The following is a 23,226-nucleotide window of genomic DNA, read 5'->3' as shown; positions in this document are numbered from 1 at the left end:
ATGACGAAGGTGAAGGTGGCTGCGCTGCAGCTTGCATTCGGTGACGATATCGACGCGAACATCGCGGCGGTGAGCGCGCTGGTGCGGGAGGCGGCGGCGCAAGGTGCGAAGATCATCCTGCCGCCCGAGCTGTTCGAAGGCCCCTATTTCTGCCGCGTCGAGGACGAGAGCCTGTTCGCCAACGCCAGGCCGGTGGGCGAGCACAAGGCGGTGCTGGCGATGCAGGCGCTGGCGAAGGAATTGCAGGTCTATATCCCGACCAGCTTCTTCGAGGCGGATGGACCGCATCATTATAACAGCCTGGCGATGATCGACGATGCCGGCGAGGTGATGGGCGTCTATCGCAAGAGCCACATCCCCGATGGCCCCGGCTATGAGGAGAAATTCTACTTCCGCCCCGGCAACACCGGCTTCAAGGTGTGGAAGACGCGCTACGGCACGATCGGCGTCGGCATCTGCTGGGATCAATGGTATCCCGAGACCGCGCGCGCGATGATGCTGATGGGCGCCGAGATCCTGTTCTACCCCACCGCGATCGGCAACGAGCCGCATGATCCGGACCTCGACACCAGCCGGCTGTGGCAGCGCGCGATGATCGGCCACAGCGTGTCCAACGTCGTGCCGGTGGTCGCATCCAACCGCGTCGGCACCGAATGCGGCCAGACCTTCTACGGCCACAGCTTCATCACCGACCAGCGCGGGGATTTCGTCGCCGACTACAAGCGCGACGAGACCGGCGTGCTGGTGGCCGAGGTGGATATCGACCTCGCGAAAAAGCATCGCGCGGCGTTCGGCTTCTTCCGCGATCGGCGGCCGGAGCTTTACGGGCGTCTGGTTCAGGATATCTGAGCGCCCTTGGCCGCTCCCCCGAGGGGAGAGGCTATTCTGCCACCCGAAACATCCCGCAATCCGCGGACACACCGCAGACACCTCCCGGGCGCCCTTGGGGCCTGGGCGCGCATCCGTTGACCCCCCGCTCCGAGATCCGGTTGGAGCGGCCCCGCGGGTGCGCGTCCACCGCACGCGATCCAGGGAGTTTCAATGCGCAAGCTGCTGGCGGGCACCTGCCTGCTGCCCCTCACCACGCTGCCCGGCATGGCCTTCGCCCAGACGACGATCAGCACCACCCGGACGACGCCGGTCCTCACCTCCACCGCGGGCGACGTCACCATCGGCGAGGATGGCGCGATCGAACTGGACAGCGGCATCGCGGTAACGGTGGACAGCGACAACAGCGTCTCCAGCGCGGGAGACATCACCATCACCGACGCGGACGGCGCCACCGGTATCCTCGCCGATGACGGGATCAGCGGCACCATCACCAGCAGCGGCACGATCACGCTCGACGAGAGCTATGAGGCCGAGGATTCGGATGATGACGACGATCTCGACGGCCCCTTCGCCGAGGGCATCAGCCGCTATGGCATCCGCACATCGGGTGCGTTCACCGGAACGATCGACAACAGCGGCACGATCACCGTGCAGGGCGACGACTCGGCGGGCATCCATCTCGGCGGCACGCTCGACGGATCGCTGACCAGCAGCGGCACGATCAGCGTCGTCGGCGACCACGGCTATGGCGTGCGCACCGGCGACGTTACCGGGTCGGTGACGCTGGAAGGCGCGATCTCGGTCACCGGCGAGGGCAGCATCGGCTATGCCGCCGAGGGCGACATCGGTGGCGCGCTCGTGATCCAGGGATCGGTCTACGCCACCGGCTATCGCTATACGAGTTCGCCCGCCGACACCTCGGTGCTCGAGGCGGACGACCTGCTGCAGGGCGGCCCCGCGGTGTGGGTGCAGGGCAATGTCGGCGGGGGCATCCTGCTCGCGGCGCCCCCAGGCGATGATGACGAGGATGAGGATGACGAGGATGGCGACGGCGTCACCGACAGCGAGGAGGGCACTGCGGCCGTCACCGCCTATGGCGGCCAGCCCGCTATGCTGGTGGGATCGACGCAGGCGATCAGCATCGGTGCGATCGCCGGCGATGCCGCCGGTGCCGGGCTTGCGATCGACGGTAGCGTCATCGGCTATGGCATCTACGAGGGCATCGACGGCACCGGCGTGAGGATCGGCGGCGAGGGCGGCACCGTCTCGATCGCGGGCGGCATCCGCGTCGGCGGCTCGGTCGCAGCCTATTCGCTGAGCGACGCGACCGGCCTCGCCATCGCCGACGGCGCCACCGTGCCGCTGCTGACCAACAGCGGCACGATCGCCGCGGCCGGCGGCTATGAGGACGGCGAACTGTCGCGCGCGCTGCTGATCACCGCGGGAGGCAGCCTGCCGTCTCTGGTCAACAGCGGTGCGATCGGCGCGACCACCTATACGGATGGCACCGCCTATGCGATCCAGGACCTGTCGGGCACGCTGACGACGATCAGCAACAGCGGCACCATCACCGCCAGTTCGGGCAGCGCCGGCAACTCGATCGCGATCGACGTGAGCGCCAACGCCAGCGGCGTCACGCTTGCCCAGTTCCAATCGGACGTCGAGGATTCGGCTGCCCCGGGGATCGTCGGCGACATCCGTTTCGGCAGCGGCAGCGACGTTCTCACCGTCTCCGCCGGCACGGTAAGCGGCGACATCGGCTTCGGCGCGGGCGACAATGTCGCGGCGCTGAGCGGGACCAGCAAGACCAGCGGCACCATCGGCTTCGGCGCGGGCAATGACCGGCTGACGTTGGCGGACAGCGCCACTTTCGCGGGCGACGTGGATTTCGGCGGCGGCGCCGATGCGATGACGCTGTCGGGCAGCGCCAGCTTCGCGGGCGCGGTCACCAACAGCGCCGGGCTGACGCTGAATGTCGATGGCGGCAGCTTCCTGCCGACGAACACCGGCACGCTCGCCCTCTCCGCGCTGACCGTCGGCAGCGGCGGCACCATCGGCGTGACGATCGGCAGCGATGGCAGCAGCACCGGCTATGCGGTGGCGGGCGCGGCGAGCTTCGCGACCGGATCGACGCTCGACGTCAGCCTGTCGAGCGTGCTGGGGTCGGAGGGCAGCTTCACCGTCGTCACCGCCGCCGCGCTGACCGGCACGCCGACCGCGACCTTGCCCTATCTGTTCGACAGCAGCCTCACCGCCGACGCCGGCAGCCTGACATTGACGATCGCGCGCAAGGCCGCATCGGCCCTGGGCCTCAACCGCTGGGAAGGCGCCGCCTATGACGCGATCCTGTCGGTGGTCGACAGCGACGCGGACATGGCATCGGTGCTGCTCGACAAGACCGACCAGGCCGGGGTGCGATCTGTGTTCCGCCAGATGCTGCCCGATCATGCCGGCGGCACCTTCGAGACGGTGACGGCGGGCTCACGCGCGGCGATGCGCTTTCTGGAGGATCAGGGCGGCCCTAAGGACGATCGCGGCTTCCGCCTGCTCTTCCAGCAGGTCGGCTGGAGCGGATCCAAGGACGCCGGGCAGACCGCAGCCTATGACATTCTCGGCTGGGGCATGGTCGGCGGTGCGGAGATCGACACCGGCATCGGCACCGTCGGCGGCACGCTCGCCTATCTGATCGGCCGCAACAGCGACGGCGGCACCTCCAACGAAGTGCTGGCGAACCAGTTCGAGACCAGCCTGTTCTGGCGCCTGCGGCGCGGTGGCCTCTCCACCTATGCGCGCGCATCGGCAGGGTGGATCAGCTTCGACGGCCGCCGCTTCTTCAACGACGATATCGACGGCAGCGCGGTGGAGCGCACCGCCAAGGCCAATTGGAGCGGCACCTTGCTGTCCGGCGCGGCCGGCGCCTCCTATACCTTGCAGGCAGGCCGCCTCAGCCTGCGCCCGATCGGCGCGATCGACTATTACCGGCTGAGCGAGGATGCGCGCACCGAAACCGGCGGCGGCACCGCGTTCGACCTCAGCGTGGCCGCGCGCAAGAGCGACGAGCTTGCGGCGACGACCAGCCTCGCGATCGGCTATGACCTGAAGAAGCCGGATGCGGACGGCGGCTATTTCCGGATCGAGGCGGAAGGCGGGCTGCGCACCATCCTCGGCGGCGCGATCGACAGCACCGTCGCGAGCTTCTCCTCGGGCGCCAGCTTCACCCTCGACCCCGAGCAGCGCGCCGACGGCTGGCTGGCGCGGCTGCGGCTAAGCGGCGGCGATTCGCGCTTCGGCATCAGCGGCGAGGCGAGCGCGGAGGAGCGGCAGGGCAGCGTCGGCGTCGGGGTGCGGGCGGTGCTGAAGTCGGCGTTTTGAACCTGCTTAGCCTCTCGGGGAAGAGGGAGCTACGGCAGCGGCGGACACGAGGTTTTCCAGCTTGAACCGATATATGGCGTCCTTCGTCCAGCAGGCTGCTGTACCTGCCCGGCAATTGACACGATTGTGAAACGCCAGCGGCGCAGCATACTCGTCCAGCAATTGCACCTGTGTCTGCGCGCCGGTTTGAAGATCCACGATCGTGACGACGCTTTCCTTTGTCGTTTCGGACAAATCTTCCGGCGTCGGCGGCAGATGGGTGGCCGTTCCATCGATGCTCCAACCGATCACCGTGCCGCCATCGCGCGGCAAGTCCATCCCGCCCACGAACCCGAGATGCGTGGCGCTAACCAGCAGCCCCTGGGCGAGCGACACTGGCGCTTCGGACATTACGATGCGCACATCATCGTCGGTGATCGCGGCTACGAAGAACTCGGTATAGGGACATAGCCACGCTCGGCCGGCGCCATCGAGGGTCAGCGCATAGCAATCCAGGATCGGTCCGTGGGTGCTGTAATCCCATTGATAATCGAGCCGCCCGGTCTCGCTAAAGCGAGAGAGCCCTGCGTAAGAGAGTGGGTCATGGCCGAAGATGCCTTCGTCGAAATAACCGACCCAGATGCGCCCTTGGTCATCGACTGCCATATGCTCGATCGCGTCGCCCGCCGGGAAGCGCGTCACGAGGTTGCCGCGATCGTCGAAGAGTTGGAGGTTCTTCTTGCCTACCACGGACCGCGATGAGGCGAGCGCATAGCCTCCGCCCGGCAAACGTTGCGCGTGGGTCCAGCCCCAGTCGATGTCGGGCCGGTCATGCAGGGTTATGACGGCAAGCGTTTCGTCGAGCAGAATGCGGCCGCGATCCTTCAGGATCAGGGCACCGCCCCCGTCAGTCGGGAAGCAGGCTTCCACGTCGCCGGTCTTCAGCCAGGGCTGAAGCTGGATGGTGCGGGTGGGGATCGCGGCGGTCACTGGCGCTTTATGCCGCTTGCGACGAGGTCACGCCAGCGGTGGGAATGAGCGTCGACCTGCCTCTCTTTCCTGCCGTCTCCCAAGCCGGGAGAGGGGCTATCCTATCACTCGATCCACAGCGTGTGCGCGTCGATCCTCAGTTTCGCGAGCAGCCGTGCCGCAGCGACCCGTGCGGTGATTTCCTGGGCGCGGGATTCGTTCGCCTGCCGCTCCGCATAGAGCCGGTCGGTCAGGTCGATCGCGCCGAGTTGCTGGCCGCGGCCGGACAGCGCGGCACTGGCCTCGGCGCTCTGGACCGCCTGCGCGCTGGCGCGCCAGGCGGCGAGGCGGGCGCGGGTTTCGGCGACGTCGGCGGCGGCGTTGCCGGCGATGTCGCGTTCCACGCCGATGCGTTCGGCATAAGCGGCGCGGGCCTCCGCCTCGGCCTGGCTGGCGAGGGCGCGGCGGTGGCCGCCGCCAAGCGGGAGCGAGGCGTAAAGGCCGGCGCCCTGTTCCTCACCGCTGCGTTCGCTGAACAGGCGGAAGCCGAGCGACGGGTCGGCGATACGGTCGGCGCGGGCGCGGCGGGCGAGGATGGCCTGACGGTCGGCGGTGCCCACCGCGGCGCCGATCTCATGGCTGCGCTCGACGATCAGCGCCTGCAGCCGGTCGAACCCCTCGGCGGGGACAGCGGGGGCGAGCAATCGCGGCGCTTCGACCGGCAGGCTCAGTTCCGGGAAGCGCGCTGCAAGCAGGGTGCGCGCGCGGTCGCGCTCCGCCGCGGCGTCGCCCGCCTGCGCCTCGGCGAGCGCGAGCGCGGCGTTGGCCTGTTCGAGATCGAGCTGCGCGGCGTCGCGCAGGTCCACCCGCCGGCCGGTCGCCCTGACCAGCGCGCGCTGCGTCTCGACCAGCGCCAGCGCGTTGCGGTGCTGCTCGCCGGCGCCGAGCCAGTCGTACCACAACGTCGCCAATGCCAGCGCTGCCTGGTGGCGCGCGTCCTCCATGCGGTTCTGGGCGATGTCGACGCCGAGCGCGCCGGCGCGCCGATCGAGCGCGGCCTTGCCGGGCAGGCGAAAGGCGCGGCTGACGGTGGTGTCATATTCGACATAGTCGCGGTCATGGTCGACCGAGCGGCGCGAGAGCGTGCCTTGCGCGGTGATCTCATGCGGGCCGCGGCGCAGCGCATCCTCCCCTGCGCGCGCGGCGCCGACGCGGGCGACCGCGGCCTCGACCCCTGGCGCGCCGTCGAGCGCACGGATGACCAGTTCGGACGGCGGCAGATCGCTCGTGCCGTCCGACTGGGCGAGCGCGGGGGCGGCGATGCCCGCCAGCAGAAGCAAGGCCAACTTCATTCCACCCGTCCTCCGTCCAGCACCGCGGTCGTCCGCCAGCGGAACGGCAGGCGCCGCCGCGCGGTGCGGGCGGCCTCGACCGCCGATGCCACCTGCCCGTCCGCCAGTTCCACCTCGATCGCGGCGCGTGCGAGGCTGCCGGCGACGCGCTCGCCGGTGGCGGCATCGTCGAAATCGCGCCCCAGCACCTCCTCGCGGCGCAGATGCACCGGCGCGCGGAGATGATCGCGCAGCACCTCCGCGATCGTATCGGCGTCGCCTGCCGCACAGCTCAGCCGCAGCACCACCCGGTTCATGCCCCCGCCTCCGCGCGGCTTTCGCCGAAGCGTTCGTAGAGGATCGGCAGCAGCACCAGCGTCAGCAGGGTCGAGGTGACGAGCCCGCCGATCACCACGATCGCCAGCGGCCGCTGGATTTCGGAGCCGGGGCCGGTGGCGAACAGCAAGGGCACGAGCCCGAATGCGGTGATGCTCGCCGTCATCATCACCGGCCGCAGCCGGCGTTCGGCGCCCACCCGCACCACCTCTGCCATCGGCCGCCCTTCCTCGCGCAGCTGGCGGAAATAGGCGACGAGGACAAGGCCGTTGAGCACCGCGATGCCGAGCAGTGCGATGAATCCGACCGCGGCGGGCACCGAGAGATAGTCGCCGGTGAACCACAAGGCGATGATGCCGCCCACCGCCGCGAAGGGGATGTTGGCAAGGATCAGCAGCGATCCGCGCAGCGACCGCAACGTGCCATAGAGCACCATCAGGATCAGCAGCAGCGCCACCGGGATCACCAGCATCAGCCGCGCCGATGCGCGCTGCTGGTTCTCGAACTGGCCGCCCCAGACGAGGCGGTAGCCGGCGGGCAGCGGGATTTCCGCCGCGACCTTCGCCCGCGCCTCGTCGACATAGCCGACGAGGTCGCGGCCCGAGACGAACGCCTGAACCAGCGCGTAGCGCGAGCCGCTTTCATGATCGAGGCGGATCGGCCCCTGGGTGTGCTCGACGCGGGCGAGATCGCTGACCCGGGCGAGTTCGCCGGTGGGGGTCGTCACCTGCAGGTCGGCGAAGCGGGTGGCGTCTTCGCGCACGCCGTCATTGCCGCGGATCACCACCGGCACGCGCTTCTGCCCTTCGGCGACGATGCCGGCGGGCAGCCCTTCGAGCTGCGCGCGCAACGTATCCTGGAAGGTATCGACCGGAATGCCGGCGCGGCCGGCGGCGGCGCGATCGATGTCGAGCTGGACATAGTCGATCGTGTCGTTGGCGACGGTGGTCACCTCGGCGGCACCGCGCGTCGTCTGCAGCACCTGCTGCACCTTGCCGGCGAGGTCGGACAGGGTGGCGAGGTCGGGCCCGAAAATCTTCACCGCCAGATCGCCGCGCGCGCCGGTGAGCATCTCGGCGACGCGCATCTCGATCGGCTGGGTGAAGGTCGGCTCGATGCCGGGCATGCCGGCGATCGCCTTGCGCATCTCCTCGACGACGAAATCGCGGTCGCCGCGCCATTCGTCGGCCGGCTTCAACGTCACGAACAGGTCGGTTTCGTTGAGCCCCATCGGATCGAGGCCGATCTCGTCGGTGCCGGTGCGCGAGATGACGCCGGTCACCTCGGGCACGCGACGCATCAATTGCCGTTCGATGCGGCCGGCCATCGCCAGCGAGCGATCGAGGCCGACGGTGGGCAGCTTGGTGACCTGGATCACCACCGACCCTTCGTCCATCGTCGGCATGAAGGTCTTGCCGACCGCGCCATAGGCGAGCCCGGCGAGTACCAGCCCGACGCCGGCGAGCGCATAGACCAGCCTGCGCCGCGCGAAGGCGCCGCCGAGCAGCGCCGCATAGCGCGGCGCGAGCTTGCGCATGATCCACGGCTCGCCATGCTGGCCGCTCTTCAACCCATAGGAGGACAGAACCGGCACCAGCGTGAGCGCGAGCAGCAGCGCGCCGGCGAGCGCGAACATGATGGTGAGCGCGACCGGAGCGAACAATTTGCCCTCCAGCCCCTCCAGCGACAGCAGGGGCAGGAAGACGAGCGCGATGATGACGAGGCCGGCGGAGACCGGCACGATCACCTCCGCGGTGGCGCGGAACATGATGTTGAGCCGCGGCGGCCCGCCCTCCTTCGCGTGGCCGAGCCGATCGACGATATTCTCGACAACGACGACCGCGCCATCCACCAGCATGCCGATCGCGATGGCAAGGCCGCCCAGGCTCATCAGATTGGCGGTGAGCCCCACGCCGCGCATCAGCAGAAAGGTGATGAGCGCCGCCATCGGCAGGGTCGCGGCCACGATCGCCGCCGCGCGCCAATCGCCCAGGAACAGCACCAGCAGCACGACCACCAGCACGGTGGCCTCGACCAGTGCCTTCTGCACGGTTTGCAGCGCGCGTTCGATCAGGTCCGATCGGTTGTAGAACACCGTCAGCCGGGTGCCTTCGGGCAGGGTCTTCCGGATCTCGTCGAGCCGTTCGCGGACGCCATCGACAACCTGCCGCGCATCGGCGCCGCGCAGCGCGATGACGAGTCCCTGCACCGCCTCCCCCCGGCCATGCGCGGTAACGCCGCCATAGCGGGTCAGCGAGCCGGTGCCGACGCCCGCGACATCGCCCACCCGCACGACGCGGCCGTCGCGCGCGACGATCGCCATCTGCGCGATATCGTCGGCGTCGCTCACCGCGCCCACAGCGCGGACGATCAGCGCCTCCTCCCCCGCCGCCAGCCGGCCGGCGCCGTCGTTGCGGTTGCCGCGCTCGATCGCCTGGCTGAGATCGTCGATCGACAGGCGCGCAGCGGCGAGCGCGACGGGATCGGGCCGCACCTCGAAGGTGCGGACATGGCCGCCGAGCGCGTTGACATCCGCGACGCCGGGGACGGCGCGCAGCGCCGGGCGGATCGTCCAGTCGAGCAGTTCGCGCTTTTCGGTGAGCGACAGCGGCCCGTCGATGGTGAACATGAACAGGTCCGACAAGGGCGTGGAGATCGGCGCCATGCCGCCTTCAACGCCCTCCGGCAGATCGCCGGTGACGCCGGCGAGGCGTTCGCCGACCTGTTGGCGCGCCCAATAGATGTCCGTCCCGTCGGTGAAATCGATGGTGATGTCGGCGATCGCATATTTGGCGGTGGAGCGCAGCATCGCCTGGTTGGGCAGGCCGAGCATCTCGAGTTCGATCGGCGCGATCACCCGCGTCTCGACCTCCTCGGGGGTCATGCCGGGGGCCTTGAGGATGATCTTGACCTGCGTCTGCGCGATGTTGGGATAGGCATCGACCGGCAGGGTCGAATAGGCCCAGGCGCCGAGCCCGCCGACGACCAATGTCAGCGCGAGCACGAAGAGCCGGTAGGAGAGCGAGAAGGCGACGAGCGAGCGCAGCATCAGTCCTGCCCCGCGACCGCCTTGAGATCGCTGACGCCGGCGATCGCGATGCGATCCCCCGCCTTCAGCCCGGATCGGATGACGACGCGGCCATCGGCGCGGTCGCCGAGTTCAACCGCGCGCACCGCGACACCGCTCGCCACGCGCACGAACACGCTGGGCGTGCCATCCACCTCGGTCACCGCGTGCGCGGGCACGGTGATCGCGCCCGCGGGGGCCGGGGCGAAGATCGTGACGGGCACGGCGCGGCCGGAAACCACGCCGGGCGCGGCGGGGATGCGCGCGCGCAACGTCGCCGATCGCGTCGCCGGATCGATCGCGCTGCCGACGCTGGTGACCTCGCCGCGCACGTCGCCCGCCAGCCGCACAGCCATACCGGGGTGGACCCGGCCGACCAGCCGTTCGGGAAGCTGCGCGGTCGCTTCGTAGCGGCTGGTCGCGTCGATCACATAGGCGGCGCTGGTGCCGTCGACCGGGCTGCCGGTCTGGATCGCGGCGCTGGTGACCTTGCCGGCGATCGGCGCGGTCAAGGTATAGGTGCCCTGGTGCGGCGCGCCGTTGACCAGCCGAACGACGCGCTGCTGCTCGTCGAGTTCGGCTTCGGCCTCGCGCAGCGCGGCGCGCGCCTCGTCCGCACGCGCGCCGGCGATCACGCCCTCGCGCGCGAGCTGGCCGAGGCGGCGATCATTGGCGCGCGCCATCGCCGCCCGCGCCGACGCCTGCTCGACGCCGGCGGCAAGCGTGAACATCTCGCGCGAGGCGACCACCGCGAGCGGCTGGCCCCGGCGCACGCTGTCCCCCTCCACCACCAAAGTCCTCGTGACGACGCCGGGGATCACCGCGGCGACGGCGACGCGGGCGTTGGGCGGCGGCGCCAATGTGGCGGGAACGGTCGCCAGCGGCAGCTCCGTCGCCGCCTCGACCGCGGCGAAGCGGATGCCGAGCCGTTCGAGCTCGGCGCCATCCAGCGCGAGCATGCCCTTCGCCGCGGCGGGCTTGGCCTGCTCGGCGCTCGCCGCGTTCCCCTCCTCGCCCGCGCCGCCGGAGCAGGCGGCGAGCCCGCACAACAACAGCGGCAATGCCAGGCGGCCGATCGCATCCATGGTCCGCTCAATCCCCCCGGGTCGGTGTTCGATGAGGGCGCGGTCTAGCTTCCCAACCTGTCAATATCCTGTCAGGGAGCGGCGATGCGGATCCTGCTGGTCGAGGACGAAGCCGAGCTGGCGCAGCGCGTCGTCGCCAACCTGGCGCGGCACGGGCTGACCTGCGAATGGCTCGCCAATGGCGAGGATGCGCTGGGCTTCGTGACGGATGGCTTTACCGTGCTGGTGGTCGATATCGGGCTGCCGGGGATGAGCGGCATCGATCTCGTGCGCGCGTTGCGCGCCCGCGCCATCGCCACGCCGATCCTGATCCTTACCGCGCGCGGAAGCTGGCAGGAAAAGGTGGAGGGGCTGAACGCGGGCGCGGACGACTTCATCGTCAAGCCGGTGCGCACCGAGGAACTGATCGCGCGCCTCCACGCGCTCGCCCGTCGCGCCGCCGGCCACAGCGCGACGCGGATCACCGCCGGGCCGCTGGCGCTCGACCCGGCCAGCAGCGAGGCGTGGCTGGACGGCGAAGCGCTGACGCTGACCGCCAGCGAATTCCGCCTGCTGCAATTGCTGCTCTACAATGCCGGCCGCACGCTGACCCGCCAGACCATCCTCGACAATCTCTACCGGCTGGACAGCGACCGGGACGCCAATGCGATCGAGGTGCTGGTCGGCCGGCTGCGCCGCAAGATCGGGCGCGAGCGGGTGACGACGGTGCGCGGCCTCGGTTACCGGCTGGTGCCATGACGGGCGCCGCACGGCACAGCCTGTGGCTTCGCCTGCTGGTCAGCTCCGCGGTCGCGGTGGTGGTGGCGATGCTGCTCGCCGGGCTGTTCATCGGCAATCTCTATGGCGTCCACACCACCGACCGGTTCAAGAGCGAACTCGACCATCATCTCGACGAGCTGATCGCGATGACGAGCCGGGGGCCGGATGGCCGGCTGCGGGTGGCGCAGCCGCTGTCGGACCCACTGTTCAACGTCGGCGGATCGGGGCTCTACTGGCAGGTCGATGCCGGCCGCGGCGACGTCGCGCGATCACGCTCGCTGCAGGACCGCGCGCTGACATCCGGCGCCGCCGACGGCATGTGGCGCGCGGGCGGCGACGCGCGAGAGCCGCTGCTTCAGCGCAGCACGCGGGTGGGGCTGGGCAACGGCCGCACCGCCATCTTCACCATTGCCTCGGCGCGGGCGCTGATCGACGGGCAGATCGCCGCGTTCCGCAGCGACCTCACACTGTCGATGATCGCAGTCGGGCTGCTGCTGCTGGGCGGCGCCGCGGCACTCGTCCGCTTCGGGCTCGCGCCGGTGCGGCGGCTGGGCGAGGAGGTGGACCGGCTGCGCCATGGCGAGGTCGACCGGCTGGACCCTGCGGTGCCCGCCGAATTCTCCCCCGTGGTCAACCGCTTCAACGCGCTGCTGGAGGGCCAGGCGAGCCTGATCGCGCGCGCGCGAACCGAATCCGGCAACCTGGCGCACAATCTGCGCACGCCGCTGGCGCTGATCATCGACGAGGCCGAACAGCTCCGCCTCGCCGGCCACGTCGACAGCGCCGATTTCCTGCTCGCGCGCTGCGCGGTGATGCAGCACCAGATCGACCACCACCTCGCCCGCGCCGCTGCCGCCGGCACCCGAGGCGCCGGCACATTGACCGAAGTCGCGCCGCTGGTGGAGGCCATCGCCGAGGCGATGCGCCGCCTGCACGTGGTGCGCGGCCTGAGCATCGAGATCGCGCTGCCGCCGGGCCTGAAACTCCCCTGCGACCGCGGCGACCTCGCCGAGATCCTCTCCAACCTCATCGACAATGGCTGCAAATGGGCCGCGTCCCGGGTGATCGTGGCGGGCGGCCCCGACCATGTGGAAGTCCGCGACGACGGCCCCGGCGTGCCGGACGACATGCGCGAGGCGGTGATGACGATCGGCACGCGGCTCGACCCGTCCACCCCCGGCACCGGCCTCGGCCTGGCCGCAACGGGCGACATCTTGCGCTTCTACGACGCGCGGCTGGAACTGGGCACGGCGCCGGAAGGCGGGTTGCTGGCGCGGGCGCGGTTTCTGGGCGAGGATTAAGGAAGACGATGCGCGGATGTCGGCGAACGCCAGAAGCGAGTGCAATCGAACTCGCGAAGCGACCGCGACTTACATCGGCCAATGCGTGCACGCCAATAATGCAAGATTCCGCAAGCTAAGCCGCCTTCTTTGACACCAGTGTCGCGACCTAGCCCTGATCCGGCTGGCGGGTGAATCCGGGGTAGCGCTTCAACTCTGCTCGAACACGTCCGCATCCGCCCGCTTCGCGCCAACGCCTCTCTCTGTTCCGTGCAGCGCGCAGGCTGATACCCATCAGATACGCTACCGCGAGCGCCGATTTGCTGAGATCAAACAGCCGGTAGCAGATCTCCACGCCTTGAGGCGTAAGATGACCGGTCTTGCGGCCCTCGTAGCCGCTGGAACGAAAATTCCAAGGCGCGCGGGGATCGAGATCATCGACCAATTCGGTTCCACTCAGGTCGAGTTCGGGCTTCAGCGCCTTGAAACGCGACCGCTCAAACTTGATTTGCGGGCGGATACGCCGATCGAGTCGAACCAAATCTTCCTCGAATACGCGCTCTGCGTGCTCGAAGAGTAGATGATCAAAGGACGATCTGGAGATCAAACTGATTTTTTCGAAGCGCTCAAAAAGGCTACGCCGATATGAGCGTAAGCGATCGAGAGCATCCGATTTATAGATCGGTATTGAATAGGCAACATACTCGGAGGCGCAATAAGATCGGGTGATATCCGCCATCACTAGATGGATATGGTGGGCGACTTCGTTGCGATATTGAATCAATTCCATCAGCTCGTCTGCCTCGGCGGCGTCGAACATGCCGTTCGTCACTGCATGAGCAAAGGCTCGGCGAAGTTTCTTTCCCTCCTTCGGGTCGTGCCGCGCGACCGGAGACAAGGCTTTGGCATCGGCAGACGTGATTCTCCCCGTAGCTTCGGCTTCGGCAATCAGGCTGCGCATCAGTTGTCGTTGCCGGACTTCGCTCGCGGTCTCCCAAGCGCCCGCCCCATCAATGAGAGGAACTAGGGGAAAGACATTCTCGAGCATGAATCCACGGACTTCAGCGGTGTAAAAAAGATAAAGACTTGCCTCAGCCGCGCGGTAGCGCAGCACGTTGCGCTCGAGTGAAGTGGCTCGACCACCGCGCGGATCGTCATACTGACTGTGCGGAAATGACCGACCCTGCTCTCGGATTTGATGTTGTTTAGTGGCGCCTGGCATGGCTCAGGTTTAAAGCGAAGAGGTTGAACGCGCCACCACCGCTACTGGACACCACCAGCATCGACCCGCTGCACATCAGGCAGGCGACTTCCGTCCATTTAACGCCAGTTTCCGTCATTCACCGCAAGACTGCGCGCCCCTTAGCTGACATCAAAGCGCCTGGGCTGAGCATCCGCCGCCCTTAGATCTGCCCCGCCGCTACCATCCTGCCCAGCAAGGCATTGACGCGCGTCTGCCAGCCGGGGCCGCTGTTGCGCAGATGCTCGACCGTCTTCGCATCGAGACGGATCTTCACCTCCACCTTCGGCGCATCCAGCTTTGGCCGGCCGCGCCGGGACGGCTTCATCCCCGCCATGAACGCGGCATCCATCGATAGATTCTCGTCGTGAATCTCGGGGTCAAACTTGTCCATAATAGAACCTCACTTCGTGCTTCTCGGCCGGGCGCAGGCTGATGGCGCGGATCGCATCGTCGTGAGAGCCTTCGGTGAAGACCAGCACGTGAACGTGATCACCGATCAGCCCCAGGGCGACAATCCGGATCTCTCCGTAATCGAAGCGATCATCCTCGCGCTCGAACGCCGTATCCCAATCGAACACGTTCGCAGCCTGCAACGATACACCATGCTTGGCGAAGTTCGTCGCATCCTTCGCTGGATCGAACTCGATCTCCATATAAATTGCGTACACCCGTTAAATCACGCAAACAATGATTTTCGTGCACCCGGAAGGATCGCATGGAGACGTCGAAGAGCGAAGAGGGCTCGGAGCGAAAGAGGCGATAATGCCGGCGGATTTCGGCGAGTCCGCGCGTCCCTATCGACCACGTAGCCGGGCTGGGCATCGACTATGTCCATGCCTGCGACGATCCCCGCAATGCCGCCGGGTGCGGCGACCCGCGCTGAGCCTCCGCCGGGCGCGCGTTATTGGGCACCCTGGACAATGACGACGCGTATGACATCGATGGCCCACCGTCCGTTCATTTGGCGGTCAGGCGGTTTGGGTCCATAAGGCGATATGACCATGCCGTTGCCCATGCGCCGCCGCGCCCGCCCGATCGCGCTTGCCCTTGCTGCCTGGGGTGTTGCCGGGGCGGCCTGCTTGTCGACGGCCACGTTGGCACAATCGCCGGAGCCGGTAACGGCGGCCGAGCCCGCGCCATCCGCTACCGCTGCCCCCGGTACGGTGCAACTGACCGACGCGCAGCGCGAGGCGATCCTGAACGCGAGCACCGAAGCGAGCGCCGCCGCGGCGCGCGGGGAACGGACCGCCTCGGAGCGCCCCGACCGGCGCATCCATGGCGAGATGGGCTTCATGGTCGGCTCGCATGGCACGCGCGGCGTCTATGGCACGGCCGACATCCCCCTGGGCGAGAATGCCGGGGCGACGGTCTCGTTCGAGAGCAGCCGCTTCGGCTATGGCGGTCGTGGCGGCAGGGTCGTCGATCCCCGGCTGCGCGAGGATTTCCGCTAAGACCGCCTCAACCCGCTGCGCGGCGCGTGTCCGCCGCTGCGAAATGCGCGAGCTGGTCGGCGCGCGCCTTCGTGAAGGCCGGCCGGGCGAGGACGCGCTGGAGATAGGCTTCGGTCGCCGGGCGGTCACCCCGGCCGCGAACGTCGGGCACCCGCAAGACATCCGCCATCATCAGGTCGGCCGCGCTGAACCGGTCGTCCACCAGCCACGCGCGGTCGGCCAATATGCCCTCGATGTGCGTCAGCCGGCTGTCCAGCCAGCCGGCCATGCCGTTTTCGCGGTCACCCGAAAGCTGGAGAAACCACCAGGGCACGCTCACCATCTCGATCGAATTGAGCGCGGCGATCACCCATTGCAGCGTTTCGGCTTCGCCGCGCGCGCTGCGCGGCATCAGCACGTCGCTCTTGCGCGCCAGATGGAGCAGGCACGCGCCGCTTTCGAAGATGGTGATGTCGCCATCGGTGAGGAACGGCACCTGCCCGAACGGCTGCCGCTCGAAATGGCTGGCCTGCCGATCCTCGAAGGCCACGGTGCCGACCGCGTAATCGAGCCCCGCTTCTTCAGCCGCCCACCGCAGGCGCAGATCCCGCACGAACCCGCGCGGCCCGGGCGGCACCCAGTCGAAGCTCCAGATGGTCAGGGTCTCGGTCATGGATCGGCATCCTCTCGCTCTGTGGCTGGCGCCATCTCCTATCCGATGGTCACTGATAGCGCAGCGTCTTCTCGAAACCCTCGTTCGTCCTCGCCATCCTGATCAGCTTGCGCGTGTATGACCGCACGTGCCGGTCGAAGCGGTCATCGTCATAGACGCCGCGCCAGATATAGGTGTCCCGGTCCAGCAGGCCGCGCAGCGCTTCGATGAACGCCTTCTGGTCGTCGGGCGCATCCTTGTCCCTGGTCCGGAAGTGCGCGCAGACCAGTTCCTCGGCCGAGGCCTTGTCGCAATCGTCCTGCCGGTCGCGGCCGCCTTTTTCCGCCACCACCTGATCCGCGCGCGCCGCGGCGATGCGGCTTTCCAGCCAGGTGCGCACGGTCGCGCCATTCCACTCGATCACCTGTTCGCCCCTGCCGGATCCCGACCCCGATCTCGACGACATTCGGGTGTCCGTCAATCATCGGCGAGGTGGGCCAGGCGCGACGGTTTGACGCCGTCCGCGCCCGGCGCTAGCGCCGGTGCCATGACAAGCACGGCCAAGGCTTCCGCCGTCATCATCGGCGCGTCCGGCGGCATCGGTGGCGCGTTCGAAGCCGCCCTGCTCGACGAAGGCGCGTTCGATGTCGTGCATGGCTTCGCACGCGCGCGCAGCGGCGCGCAGCATCTCGACCTGCTCGACGAGGCGAGCATCGCGGCCGCCGCCGCGACCGTTGCCGAGGGCCCGGTGCCGACGCTGGTGATCGTCGCCACCGGCATCCTCCATGATGGCGATCATGGCCCCGAAAAGGCGCTGCGCGATCTCGATCCGGACTGGCTGGCGCGGGTCTATGCGGTCAACGCGATCGGCCCCGCGCTGGTGGCGAAGCATTTCCTGCCGATCATGCCCAGGGCCGGACGAACGGTGTTCGCCGCGCTCTCCGCACGGGTCGGATCGATCGGCGACAACCGGCTCGGCGGGTGGCACGGCTATCGCGCGTCGAAGGCGGCGCTCAACATGATCGTGCGCAACCTCGCGATCGAGGAAAGGCGCCGCAACGACCGCGCGATCGTGGTCGGGTTGCACCCCGGCACGGTCGACACCGCGCTCTCCCGCCCGTTCCAGGGCAATGTCCAGGCCGGGCGGCTGTTCGACGCCGAGCGCGCGGCGCTGCAATTGCTGGATGTGATCGAGGAACTGAAGGTGGCGGACAGCGGCAAGCTGTTCGACTTCGAAGGCAAGGAGGTGCCGTTCTGAGGCTCGGACGACGAGGTGGCAGTTCCGCTGCTACCGCACGTTCAGCCCCACCTCCCCCAGCAATTGCGCCGCCTGCTCGCGCGAGATCGTCGCGCCCCGGAAACGGGAGGCATCGCCCAGCCGCACTCCGCCCAGATCGGCGCCGCGCAGGTCGGCGCCTTCGAAGCGGGCGCCATCGACGATCGCCTCGCGCAGGCTGCACCCTTCGAACGACGTCATCCGGAAATCGCATTTGCGCAGGTCCGCCTGCGAGAAATCGACCCGCATCAGGCTGGCCTTGCGGAACGAGCGCCCCGCCAGCTTTGCGCTGATCAGCAGCACCTCCTCGAAATGGAGGTCGATCGCCTTCACCTCCGAAAGATCCGCGCCGGTCAGCTTGCAGCCGCTGAAGCGCGCGCCCTCCAAGGTGGCGCGCTTCAGCACCGCATTGTTGAGGTCGCAGGCGGTGAACGCCGCCTCCGACAGATCGGCACCGACGAAGCCGGCAAACGCACCCCGGCAGGAGCGCCACGCCGTTCGCGCCAATATTGCGCCGGTCAGGTCGGCGCGGCGCAGGTTGCAATGCTCGAACGTCCATCCCGACAGGTCGAGGCGCGAGAGATCCGCCTCCTCCAGATCACAGCCGATCAGGGTCTGCGTGCCCCGCAGCGCCTGCACCGCCTCTCGCGTGAGGCTGCGGTTGCGGATCGACAGGTCGGCGAAGAGATCATCCATGACAGCGCTGGTAGCGCCGGCGCCGCGATCCGCCTAGCGCCGGGTCGAGGAGGCGGATGCCGTTGCGGTCGCGGATCGTGCGGCGGCGCTAGCGCCGCCGCACCGCCCGCACCGTGCCCGTCGGGCCGCCGCCGCAGAAGAAGCGTTCCACGCCATCCGCCTCCAGCCCGCTGATGGTCGTGCCCGTGGGCATCTCGATGCGCTCCAGCACCGCCCCCGTCGCACGATCGATGCGGCGGATGTCGCTCTGATCCTCTTCCCAGGTGGCATGCCACAGGTCGTCGTCGAACCACGTCACCCCCGTCACCATGCGCTGCGCATCGATCGTCCGGAGGATGGTGCCCGTTTCGGGGTCGACTTCGAGGATGCGGCGCGCGCGATGCTGGCCGACCCACAAGGATCCCTCCGCCCAGGCCAGGCCCGCAGCGCCCCCTTCGGGTGCCGGGATGCTGGCGACGACGCGGCCCTCGGCCGGATCGATCCGATCGATGCGATCCTCGGCGATCTGGAACAGGTGGGTACCGTCGAAGGCGGTCCCGGCATGCGCCGCGACCGGCAGGGAGCGCGCGATCTCGCCGGTTTCGGGATCGAGCGCGTTGAGTGCGTCGCCGGAGGCAAACCAGATGTGGCTGCCGTCGAAGCTGACCCCGTGAACGGCATCGACATCCGCGAAGGGGCCATATTCGCGGAGGATTTCGGCCTTGCTCTGTTTCATGAGGCGCATCGTAGCGCGAACGGCGATGCCGGATGAGTGACATCTCTGTCGCGATAAGCCCGCATGCGTGCGCGAGCGCGTCGCTATACGCCGGGCAGCAGCAGGCTCGTCGCGAAGGCCGGCGGCACCGGGATCAGCCAGCGCCGTGCGCGGCCCCGCCCCACGGGTTCCACCCGGCCCGGCGCGGCCAGCGCATCCAGCGCGCGCTGCACGCTGCGCTGGCTGGTGCCGAGCGCCAGCGCGAGCCCCGAACTGGTCCAGGATTCACCGTCAGCCAGCAGCGCCAGCACCGCGCCATGCGGTTCGTCGACCGGCGGCGCCAGCACGGTGGCGCCGCCCGCCCGCGGCTTCAGGACGAAGCCGGCGCGGGTGGCGACGATCCCCGCGACCGGCTTCAGCACCGCGCGCAAGCGCGCGATCTCGACGCGCAGGCGCATGCGGTGCGACTCATCCGCCTCGCGCCCGCCGAAGCCGCGCTGGATCAGCAGCTCGCGTGACACCTCGCCCGGCCATGCCTCGCCCAGCGCGCGGGCCAGCGCGAACAGCACCGGGCGGCCCGCGAGCGCGACATGGTGGCCGCCGGCGCGGATCGCATAGCGGCAGGCGTCGATCACCAGCGCGTCGGACGCGAGCAGCGCCGCGACGTCGTCGAGCCGCAGCACGCGCGCCCCCCCCGGCCCGACGATCCGCGCCGCCGGCAGCGCCAGCGCCGCCGCCGCCTGCTCGACCTCGGCGGCGAGTGGCGGGATGCGCGCCTCCACGGCAGCCGCAGCAGCAGCCGCCAGCGCGGCGCGCGCGGCGTTGATCTGCAAGCGGCGGAGCGCGATGCCGGCGGCGGCCAGCGCATGGACGGTGCGCGCGGCGGGGCGGAGCGCCGCGGCGTCGATCGCGCCGAGTGCCTGTTCGGCGGCATCGAGCCGGCCGATCAGCAACAGCCGTCGCGCGTCGATCAGTCGCGCCTGCGCGGCGTTGGCGGCGTCGCCATGGCGGTCGAGCAGGTCGCGCGCGCGGGCGAGTTGCTCCGGCGGCCGGCGGAGATCGCGCGAGACCAAAGCGATCTCGGCTTCCGCGACGATGCAGCGCGCGCGCGCGACCGTCTCATTCGGGCCGAAGGCGCGGCTGGCCTCGCGCAACAGCGTTCGGGCGCGATCGAGATCGCCGAGTTGCGCCATCGCAATGCCGCGCAGCGCCAGCGCGGGTGCATCGTCGCGCAGCGCGACGCGGTTGAGCGCGTCGAGCGGCGCCCCGGCGGCAAGCGCGCGGGCGGCGGCGGTGATCAACGAATCCACGGCGGGGACAGTGCTAGGGCATTTCCGCCCCGGCTCCCACAGTTCCGTTCGCCCCGGACATCGCTGGGTGCGAGATCGGCGCGGGCACCGTCCAGGTGCCGAATCCGGACAGGCGTTGCGTCAGATCAGCTCAGGCATCACGCAATGCGACGGCGCGCGCGAACACCGCCTCGAACATTTCCGGGGTCAGCCGGCCGGTGTTCTGGTTGTAGCGCGAGCAATGATAGCTATCGATCAGCATCCGCCCGTCGGGCATGCGATGCTCCGCCAGATGCGCGAAGCGCGCCTTGGGCAGGCGGCCGCCCAGCACCTTCACCGCGCTCTGGTGCGCGATCTGGCCGAGCGCCACGAAGACGCGCGCGTTGGGCAACAGCGTCACCGCTTCATCGAGAAAGGGGCGGCAGGCGTGGATCTCGGCGGGCACCGGCCTGTTCTCCGGCGGCAGGCATTTCACCGAATTGATGATGATCGCGCCGCTGAGCGCGAAGCCATCGTCGATGCGCGCATCATAGGTGCCGGCGGTGAGGCCGAACTTTGCCAGCGTATCGAACATCAGGTGCCCGGCATGATCGCCCGTGAAGGGCCGACCGGTGCGGTTGGCACCATGCTTGCCGGGCGCAAGGCCGATGATGCCGAGCCAGCCCTCGGGATCGCCGAAGGCGGGCACGGGCGCGTTCCACCAGTCCGGATGCTCGGCACGGCATGCCTCGCGCAACGCGACCAGCCGCGGGCAGCGCGGGCAATCGTGCGGCGGCTCGCTGGATGGAAGGGGGCTGGCTGGCTGCATCAGGGGCGCGATAGGCCGCGCGGCGGGTAGCGGCAAGGCCGGGGCTGCTCCCCCGATTCCCGACGGTTCGGCGGGGCAGAACGTTGCGTGGCAACGGCGACCGCCCGTCGATCTACGCGAATCGATTATGTCCCCGTCCGCTCGCCGATGCGAAACTCGCGCCACCCCAAGCGCAGATGAGGAAGGCCGGACAGATGGTGCATCAGATCGATGGCGGCGGTGGCGGCAGCAGCGTCAGCCAGGTCCAGCAGACGGCGCCGGCGCAGACGTCGGCGCCCGATCCCGCCGTCGAGGCGAAGGTCGAGGAGACCGCGCTCTTCGCCCAGCATTATCATGGCGACCCCGCCTATGTCATCGAACAGACGATGGCGGACCCCGGCCTCACCCAGGCGCAGAAGGATGAGTATCTCGCGCGCGTGATCGACCTCGCGAGCGGCAGCGACGGCGGCTACCGCACCGACATGGGCACGCTCGACGATCGTGCGCGGCAGGAACTGATCGACGCGGTGGAGCAGATCGGCGTCGCCTATACCGGGCCCGCCACGCCCCAACTGCGCGATCAGGTGACGGCATCGATGGGCCGGATCGTCGATTCGGGCCGCGTCTCGCGCGACCAGCTTGGCGAACTGCTCGATCCGGCGCAAAACCCCGCCTCGGACGGCGTGCGCCAGTTGCTCAGCACCGTGACCGACGGGGCGCTGCTGCAGAACCTCGCCTATGACCTGCACGACGAGGCGGTGCGTGCGGGGATCGACCTTGATTCCTCCAATGGCGCGCAGGGCCAGCTTTCGCTGATCGCCGCCGCCGACCTCGCCGGCATGGCCGCGAAGCAAGGCTTCGTCGGCGCCGCCAACGAGGTCAGCAGCTATATCGCCGCCCATCCGGAGGTCCTGGAGACGATCGATAGCCTGCCGCAGAACGCCTATGGCGTGGCACCTCCGGGCCGCGGCGGATTCGATGCGGTGGCATCGGCGCTGGCGGGCACCAGCAACAGCGCCAATCAGGCGGAATATGACCAGCTCTTCGGCAAGCTGGTCGACATGGCCGGTGAGAGCACCGCGCTCGATCGCTCCGCCGGGCTCAACAGCCTGGGCGATTATTATGCCGACCATATCGAGCGGCTGAACCAGGAAACCACCTATGCCGGTGGCTGGGACAACAGCCGCGAGGATGCCCAGCCGCCGACGGTCTATCACTCGCTGACCGAGCGCTTCGTGCGCAACGTGATGCTCAACGAGGATTTCGACAATCCGGCGACCCGGACGGCGATCGCCGACGAACTGACGCGTCTCGGCACCATCGTCGGCGCGCCGGATGGCGCAGGCGCCCCCAACGAGGCGCAGCGCACCGAGGCGGCGATGCAGTTCGGCACCTTGATCGGATCGCTGCAGGGCGCGGCGGCCGATTATGAGAAGAGCAGCCACGCCAGCGCCGAGGAGAAGGTGGAGACGATCCGCACCGTCACCGACCTGCTGACCGATCAGGTGCTGAGCAAGACCGGTCCGCTGGGCGAGGCCTTCGGCGGTACGCTGGTCGATACGCTATGGGAACTCTATCCGGAAAATGCGCGGGCGGGCGCCGAGGATGATGTCGATGCGGCGCTGGGCGACCTGAACCGGCTGGGCGAGGCGATCGACCAGGCGATGACGCAGGCGTTGCGCGACACCTACCCGCCCGCGACCGCCGACGATACCGGGGTGAACGGCCCGGGCATCGTCGCGGATTATGAGACGACGGTGACGACGCACCGCATCAACCCGGACTGAGCCGGGATCAGCGCACCCCGGCGCGGGCGAGGTGCGGCGCGAGCCGGCCGGACGCCCACAGGAAGAACATGCGGAAATCGCTGACCAGCGACCAGAGCGGATAGGTGAAGGTGGCCGGGCGGTTATGCTCGACCGCGAAATGGCCGATCCACGCGAAGCCATAGCCGGCAAGCGGCACCGCCAGCCACCACCAGCCGCCGTGGACGATGGCGAAGCCGAGGAACAACAGCGTCAGCGCGGTGCCGGCATAATGCAGCGCGCGCGTCTGCGGCAGCGCATGCTCCCGCAGGTAATGCAGCCAGAAATCCGCATAGCGGGTGATCGTTCGCGCCATGGTGCAAGGCTAATCCGCCTTCGGGGCAT

General features: G+C 68.8%; 22 protein-coding genes. 7 read left to right on the top strand and 15 right to left on the bottom strand.

The genetic code is table 11. From position 1 onward, the window contains the following. Both aguB and NX02_RS28490 read left to right on the top strand, forming a co-directional pair. Complete coding sequence (gene aguB / locus NX02_RS28495) at positions 1-849, top strand: N-carbamoylputrescine amidase (RefSeq protein WP_025295559.1); 849 nt, start codon at positions 1-3, stop codon at positions 847-849. A gap of 192 nt (positions 850-1,041) precedes the next feature. After that, a complete protein-coding gene (locus tag NX02_RS28490) occupies positions 1,042-4,203 on the top strand; it encodes an autotransporter outer membrane beta-barrel domain-containing protein (protein ID WP_025295558.1) in 3,162 nt (1,053 codons plus the stop codon). A 6-nt stretch (positions 4,204-4,209) separates the two neighbouring features. Here the strand turns inward: NX02_RS28490 and NX02_RS31080 are convergent, their stop codons facing one another. The 5 genes from NX02_RS31080 to NX02_RS28465 all read right to left on the bottom strand — a co-directional run bounded on the left by NX02_RS31080 (position 4,210) and on the right by NX02_RS28465 (position 10,970). Beyond that, entirely contained in the window at positions 4,210-5,172 is a 963-nt protein-coding gene (locus tag NX02_RS31080; protein ID WP_025295557.1) for a hypothetical protein, read from the bottom strand. Positions 5,173-5,276: 104 nt separating this feature from the next. Beyond that, the gene (locus NX02_RS28480; RefSeq protein ID WP_025295556.1) at positions 5,277-6,503 is read right to left on the bottom strand and encodes a TolC family protein; all 1,227 of its coding nucleotides are present in this window, start codon (positions 6,501-6,503) and stop codon (positions 5,277-5,279) included. Further along, positions 6,500-6,799: a DUF3240 family protein gene (locus NX02_RS28475; RefSeq protein WP_025295555.1), complete on the bottom strand. Its 300-nt coding sequence runs from the start codon at positions 6,797-6,799 to the stop codon at positions 6,500-6,502. The genes NX02_RS28480 and NX02_RS28475 overlap by 4 nt, the downstream gene beginning before the upstream one ends. Continuing rightward, the gene (locus tag NX02_RS28470; protein WP_025295554.1) at positions 6,796-9,867 is read right to left on the bottom strand and encodes an efflux RND transporter permease subunit; all 3,072 of its coding nucleotides are present in this window, start codon (positions 9,865-9,867) and stop codon (positions 6,796-6,798) included. The genes NX02_RS28475 and NX02_RS28470 overlap by 4 nt, the downstream gene beginning before the upstream one ends. Next, on the bottom strand, positions 9,867-10,970 hold the full coding sequence (locus NX02_RS28465) for an efflux RND transporter periplasmic adaptor subunit (protein WP_025295553.1): 1,104 nt from the start codon (positions 10,968-10,970) through the stop codon (positions 9,867-9,869). The genes NX02_RS28470 and NX02_RS28465 overlap by 1 nt, the downstream gene beginning before the upstream one ends. A gap of 84 nt (positions 10,971-11,054) precedes the next feature. Here NX02_RS28465 and NX02_RS28460 point away from each other — a divergent pair, with 84 nt between their 5' ends. Next, complete coding sequence (locus NX02_RS28460; RefSeq protein WP_025295552.1) at positions 11,055-11,708, top strand: response regulator transcription factor; 654 nt, start codon at positions 11,055-11,057, stop codon at positions 11,706-11,708. Then, positions 11,705-13,030, top strand: coding sequence for a sensor histidine kinase (locus NX02_RS28455; protein ID WP_025295551.1), 1,326 nt, complete (start codon positions 11,705-11,707; stop codon positions 13,028-13,030). Before NX02_RS28460 ends, NX02_RS28455 begins: the two co-directional genes overlap by 4 nt. A gap of 148 nt (positions 13,031-13,178) precedes the next feature. Here NX02_RS28455 and NX02_RS32890 read toward each other — a convergent pair whose 3' ends face one another. From NX02_RS32890 to NX02_RS28435, 3 genes are all read right to left on the bottom strand, one after another. After that, a complete protein-coding gene (locus NX02_RS32890; protein ID WP_162232730.1) occupies positions 13,179-14,123 on the bottom strand; it encodes a hypothetical protein in 945 nt (314 codons plus the stop codon). A 289-nt stretch (positions 14,124-14,412) separates the two neighbouring features. Then, positions 14,413-14,643, bottom strand: a complete 231-nt coding sequence (locus NX02_RS28440) for a BrnA antitoxin family protein (protein WP_053000730.1) — start codon at positions 14,641-14,643, stop codon at positions 14,413-14,415. Beyond that, entirely contained in the window at positions 14,630-14,905 is a 276-nt protein-coding gene (locus NX02_RS28435) for a BrnT family toxin (protein ID WP_025295547.1), read from the bottom strand. Before NX02_RS28435 ends, NX02_RS28440 begins: the two co-directional genes overlap by 14 nt. Before the next feature lie 348 nt (positions 14,906-15,253). Here NX02_RS28435 and NX02_RS28430 point away from each other — a divergent pair, with 348 nt between their 5' ends. After that, positions 15,254-15,703, top strand: a complete 450-nt coding sequence (locus tag NX02_RS28430) for a hypothetical protein (protein ID WP_245648720.1) — start codon at positions 15,254-15,256, stop codon at positions 15,701-15,703. 7 nt (positions 15,704-15,710) lie between these two features. Here NX02_RS28430 and NX02_RS28425 read toward each other — a convergent pair whose 3' ends face one another. Both NX02_RS28425 and NX02_RS28420 read right to left on the bottom strand, forming a co-directional pair. Further along, positions 15,711-16,355: a glutathione S-transferase family protein gene (locus NX02_RS28425; protein WP_025295545.1), complete on the bottom strand. Its 645-nt coding sequence runs from the start codon at positions 16,353-16,355 to the stop codon at positions 15,711-15,713. 49 nt (positions 16,356-16,404) lie between these two features. After that, positions 16,405-16,758, bottom strand: coding sequence for a hypothetical protein (locus tag NX02_RS28420; RefSeq protein ID WP_025295544.1), 354 nt, complete (start codon positions 16,756-16,758; stop codon positions 16,405-16,407). Positions 16,759-16,881: 123 nt separating this feature from the next. On the opposite strand from NX02_RS28420, the gene NX02_RS28415 reads away from it, so the two are divergent. Then, positions 16,882-17,592, top strand: coding sequence for an SDR family NAD(P)-dependent oxidoreductase (locus tag NX02_RS28415; RefSeq protein ID WP_025295543.1), 711 nt, complete (start codon positions 16,882-16,884; stop codon positions 17,590-17,592). 30 nt (positions 17,593-17,622) lie between these two features. Here NX02_RS28415 and NX02_RS28410 read toward each other — a convergent pair whose 3' ends face one another. From NX02_RS28410 to NX02_RS28395, 4 genes are all read right to left on the bottom strand, one after another. Next, positions 17,623-18,306 (bottom strand): pentapeptide repeat-containing protein, encoded by a 684-nt coding sequence (locus tag NX02_RS28410; RefSeq protein ID WP_025295542.1) that lies wholly within the window; start codon positions 18,304-18,306, stop codon positions 17,623-17,625. A gap of 88 nt (positions 18,307-18,394) precedes the next feature. After that, positions 18,395-19,021, bottom strand: coding sequence for a Vgb family protein (locus tag NX02_RS28405; protein ID WP_025295541.1), 627 nt, complete (start codon positions 19,019-19,021; stop codon positions 18,395-18,397). 83 nt (positions 19,022-19,104) lie between these two features. After that, positions 19,105-20,310, bottom strand: a complete 1,206-nt coding sequence (locus NX02_RS28400; protein ID WP_025295540.1) for a hypothetical protein — start codon at positions 20,308-20,310, stop codon at positions 19,105-19,107. A gap of 130 nt (positions 20,311-20,440) precedes the next feature. Continuing rightward, positions 20,441-21,097, bottom strand: a complete 657-nt coding sequence (locus NX02_RS28395) for a uracil-DNA glycosylase (RefSeq protein WP_025295539.1) — start codon at positions 21,095-21,097, stop codon at positions 20,441-20,443. Between the two features lie 194 nt (positions 21,098-21,291). Here NX02_RS28395 and NX02_RS28390 point away from each other — a divergent pair, with 194 nt between their 5' ends. Further along, positions 21,292-22,863 (top strand): hypothetical protein, encoded by a 1,572-nt coding sequence (locus tag NX02_RS28390; protein ID WP_025295538.1) that lies wholly within the window; start codon positions 21,292-21,294, stop codon positions 22,861-22,863. A gap of 7 nt (positions 22,864-22,870) precedes the next feature. On the opposite strand, the gene NX02_RS28385 is transcribed toward NX02_RS28390, so the two are convergent. After that, complete coding sequence (locus NX02_RS28385; protein ID WP_025295537.1) at positions 22,871-23,197, bottom strand: Mpo1-like protein; 327 nt, start codon at positions 23,195-23,197, stop codon at positions 22,871-22,873. Positions 23,198-23,226: the final 29 nt, after the last annotated feature.

The sequence above is a fragment of the Sphingomonas sanxanigenens DSM 19645 = NX02 genome (assembly GCF_000512205.2).
Lineage (GTDB): Bacteria > Pseudomonadota > Alphaproteobacteria > Sphingomonadales > Sphingomonadaceae > Sphingomonas_D > Sphingomonas_D sanxanigenens.
This window is presented reverse-complemented; position numbering and strand designations above follow the sequence as displayed.

Coding starts and splice junctions, on each gene's coding strand:
- NX02_RS28410 (WP_025295542.1), bottom strand. CDS start 18,306: ATGGATGATCTCTTCGCCGACCTGTCGATCCGCAACCGCAGCCTCACG.
- NX02_RS28425 (WP_025295545.1), bottom strand. CDS start 16,355: ATGACCGAGACCCTGACCATCTGGAGCTTCGACTGGGTGCCGCCCGGG.
- NX02_RS28395 (WP_025295539.1), bottom strand. CDS start 21,097: ATGCAGCCAGCCAGCCCCCTTCCATCCAGCGAGCCGCCGCACGATTGC.
- NX02_RS28430 (WP_245648720.1), top strand. CDS start 15,254: ATGCCGTTGCCCATGCGCCGCCGCGCCCGCCCGATCGCGCTTGCCCTT.
- NX02_RS28440 (WP_053000730.1), bottom strand. CDS start 14,643: ATGGACAAGTTTGACCCCGAGATTCACGACGAGAATCTATCGATGGAT.
- NX02_RS28385 (WP_025295537.1), bottom strand. CDS start 23,197: ATGGCGCGAACGATCACCCGCTATGCGGATTTCTGGCTGCATTACCTG.
- NX02_RS28460 (WP_025295552.1), top strand. CDS start 11,055: ATGCGGATCCTGCTGGTCGAGGACGAAGCCGAGCTGGCGCAGCGCGTC.
- NX02_RS28405 (WP_025295541.1), bottom strand. CDS start 19,021: ATGAAACAGAGCAAGGCCGAAATCCTCCGCGAATATGGCCCCTTCGCG.
- NX02_RS28490 (WP_025295558.1), top strand. CDS start 1,042: ATGCGCAAGCTGCTGGCGGGCACCTGCCTGCTGCCCCTCACCACGCTG.
- NX02_RS28475 (WP_025295555.1), bottom strand. CDS start 6,799: ATGAACCGGGTGGTGCTGCGGCTGAGCTGTGCGGCAGGCGACGCCGAT.
- NX02_RS28390 (WP_025295538.1), top strand. CDS start 21,292: ATGGTGCATCAGATCGATGGCGGCGGTGGCGGCAGCAGCGTCAGCCAG.
- NX02_RS28465 (WP_025295553.1), bottom strand. CDS start 10,970: ATGGATGCGATCGGCCGCCTGGCATTGCCGCTGTTGTTGTGCGGGCTC.
- NX02_RS28470 (WP_025295554.1), bottom strand. CDS start 9,867: ATGCTGCGCTCGCTCGTCGCCTTCTCGCTCTCCTACCGGCTCTTCGTG.
- NX02_RS28480 (WP_025295556.1), bottom strand. CDS start 6,503: ATGAAGTTGGCCTTGCTTCTGCTGGCGGGCATCGCCGCCCCCGCGCTC.
- aguB (WP_025295559.1), top strand. CDS start 1: ATGACGAAGGTGAAGGTGGCTGCGCTGCAGCTTGCATTCGGTGACGAT.
- NX02_RS28455 (WP_025295551.1), top strand. CDS start 11,705: ATGACGGGCGCCGCACGGCACAGCCTGTGGCTTCGCCTGCTGGTCAGC.
- NX02_RS28435 (WP_025295547.1), bottom strand. CDS start 14,905: ATGGAGATCGAGTTCGATCCAGCGAAGGATGCGACGAACTTCGCCAAG.
- NX02_RS28415 (WP_025295543.1), top strand. CDS start 16,882: ATGACAAGCACGGCCAAGGCTTCCGCCGTCATCATCGGCGCGTCCGGC.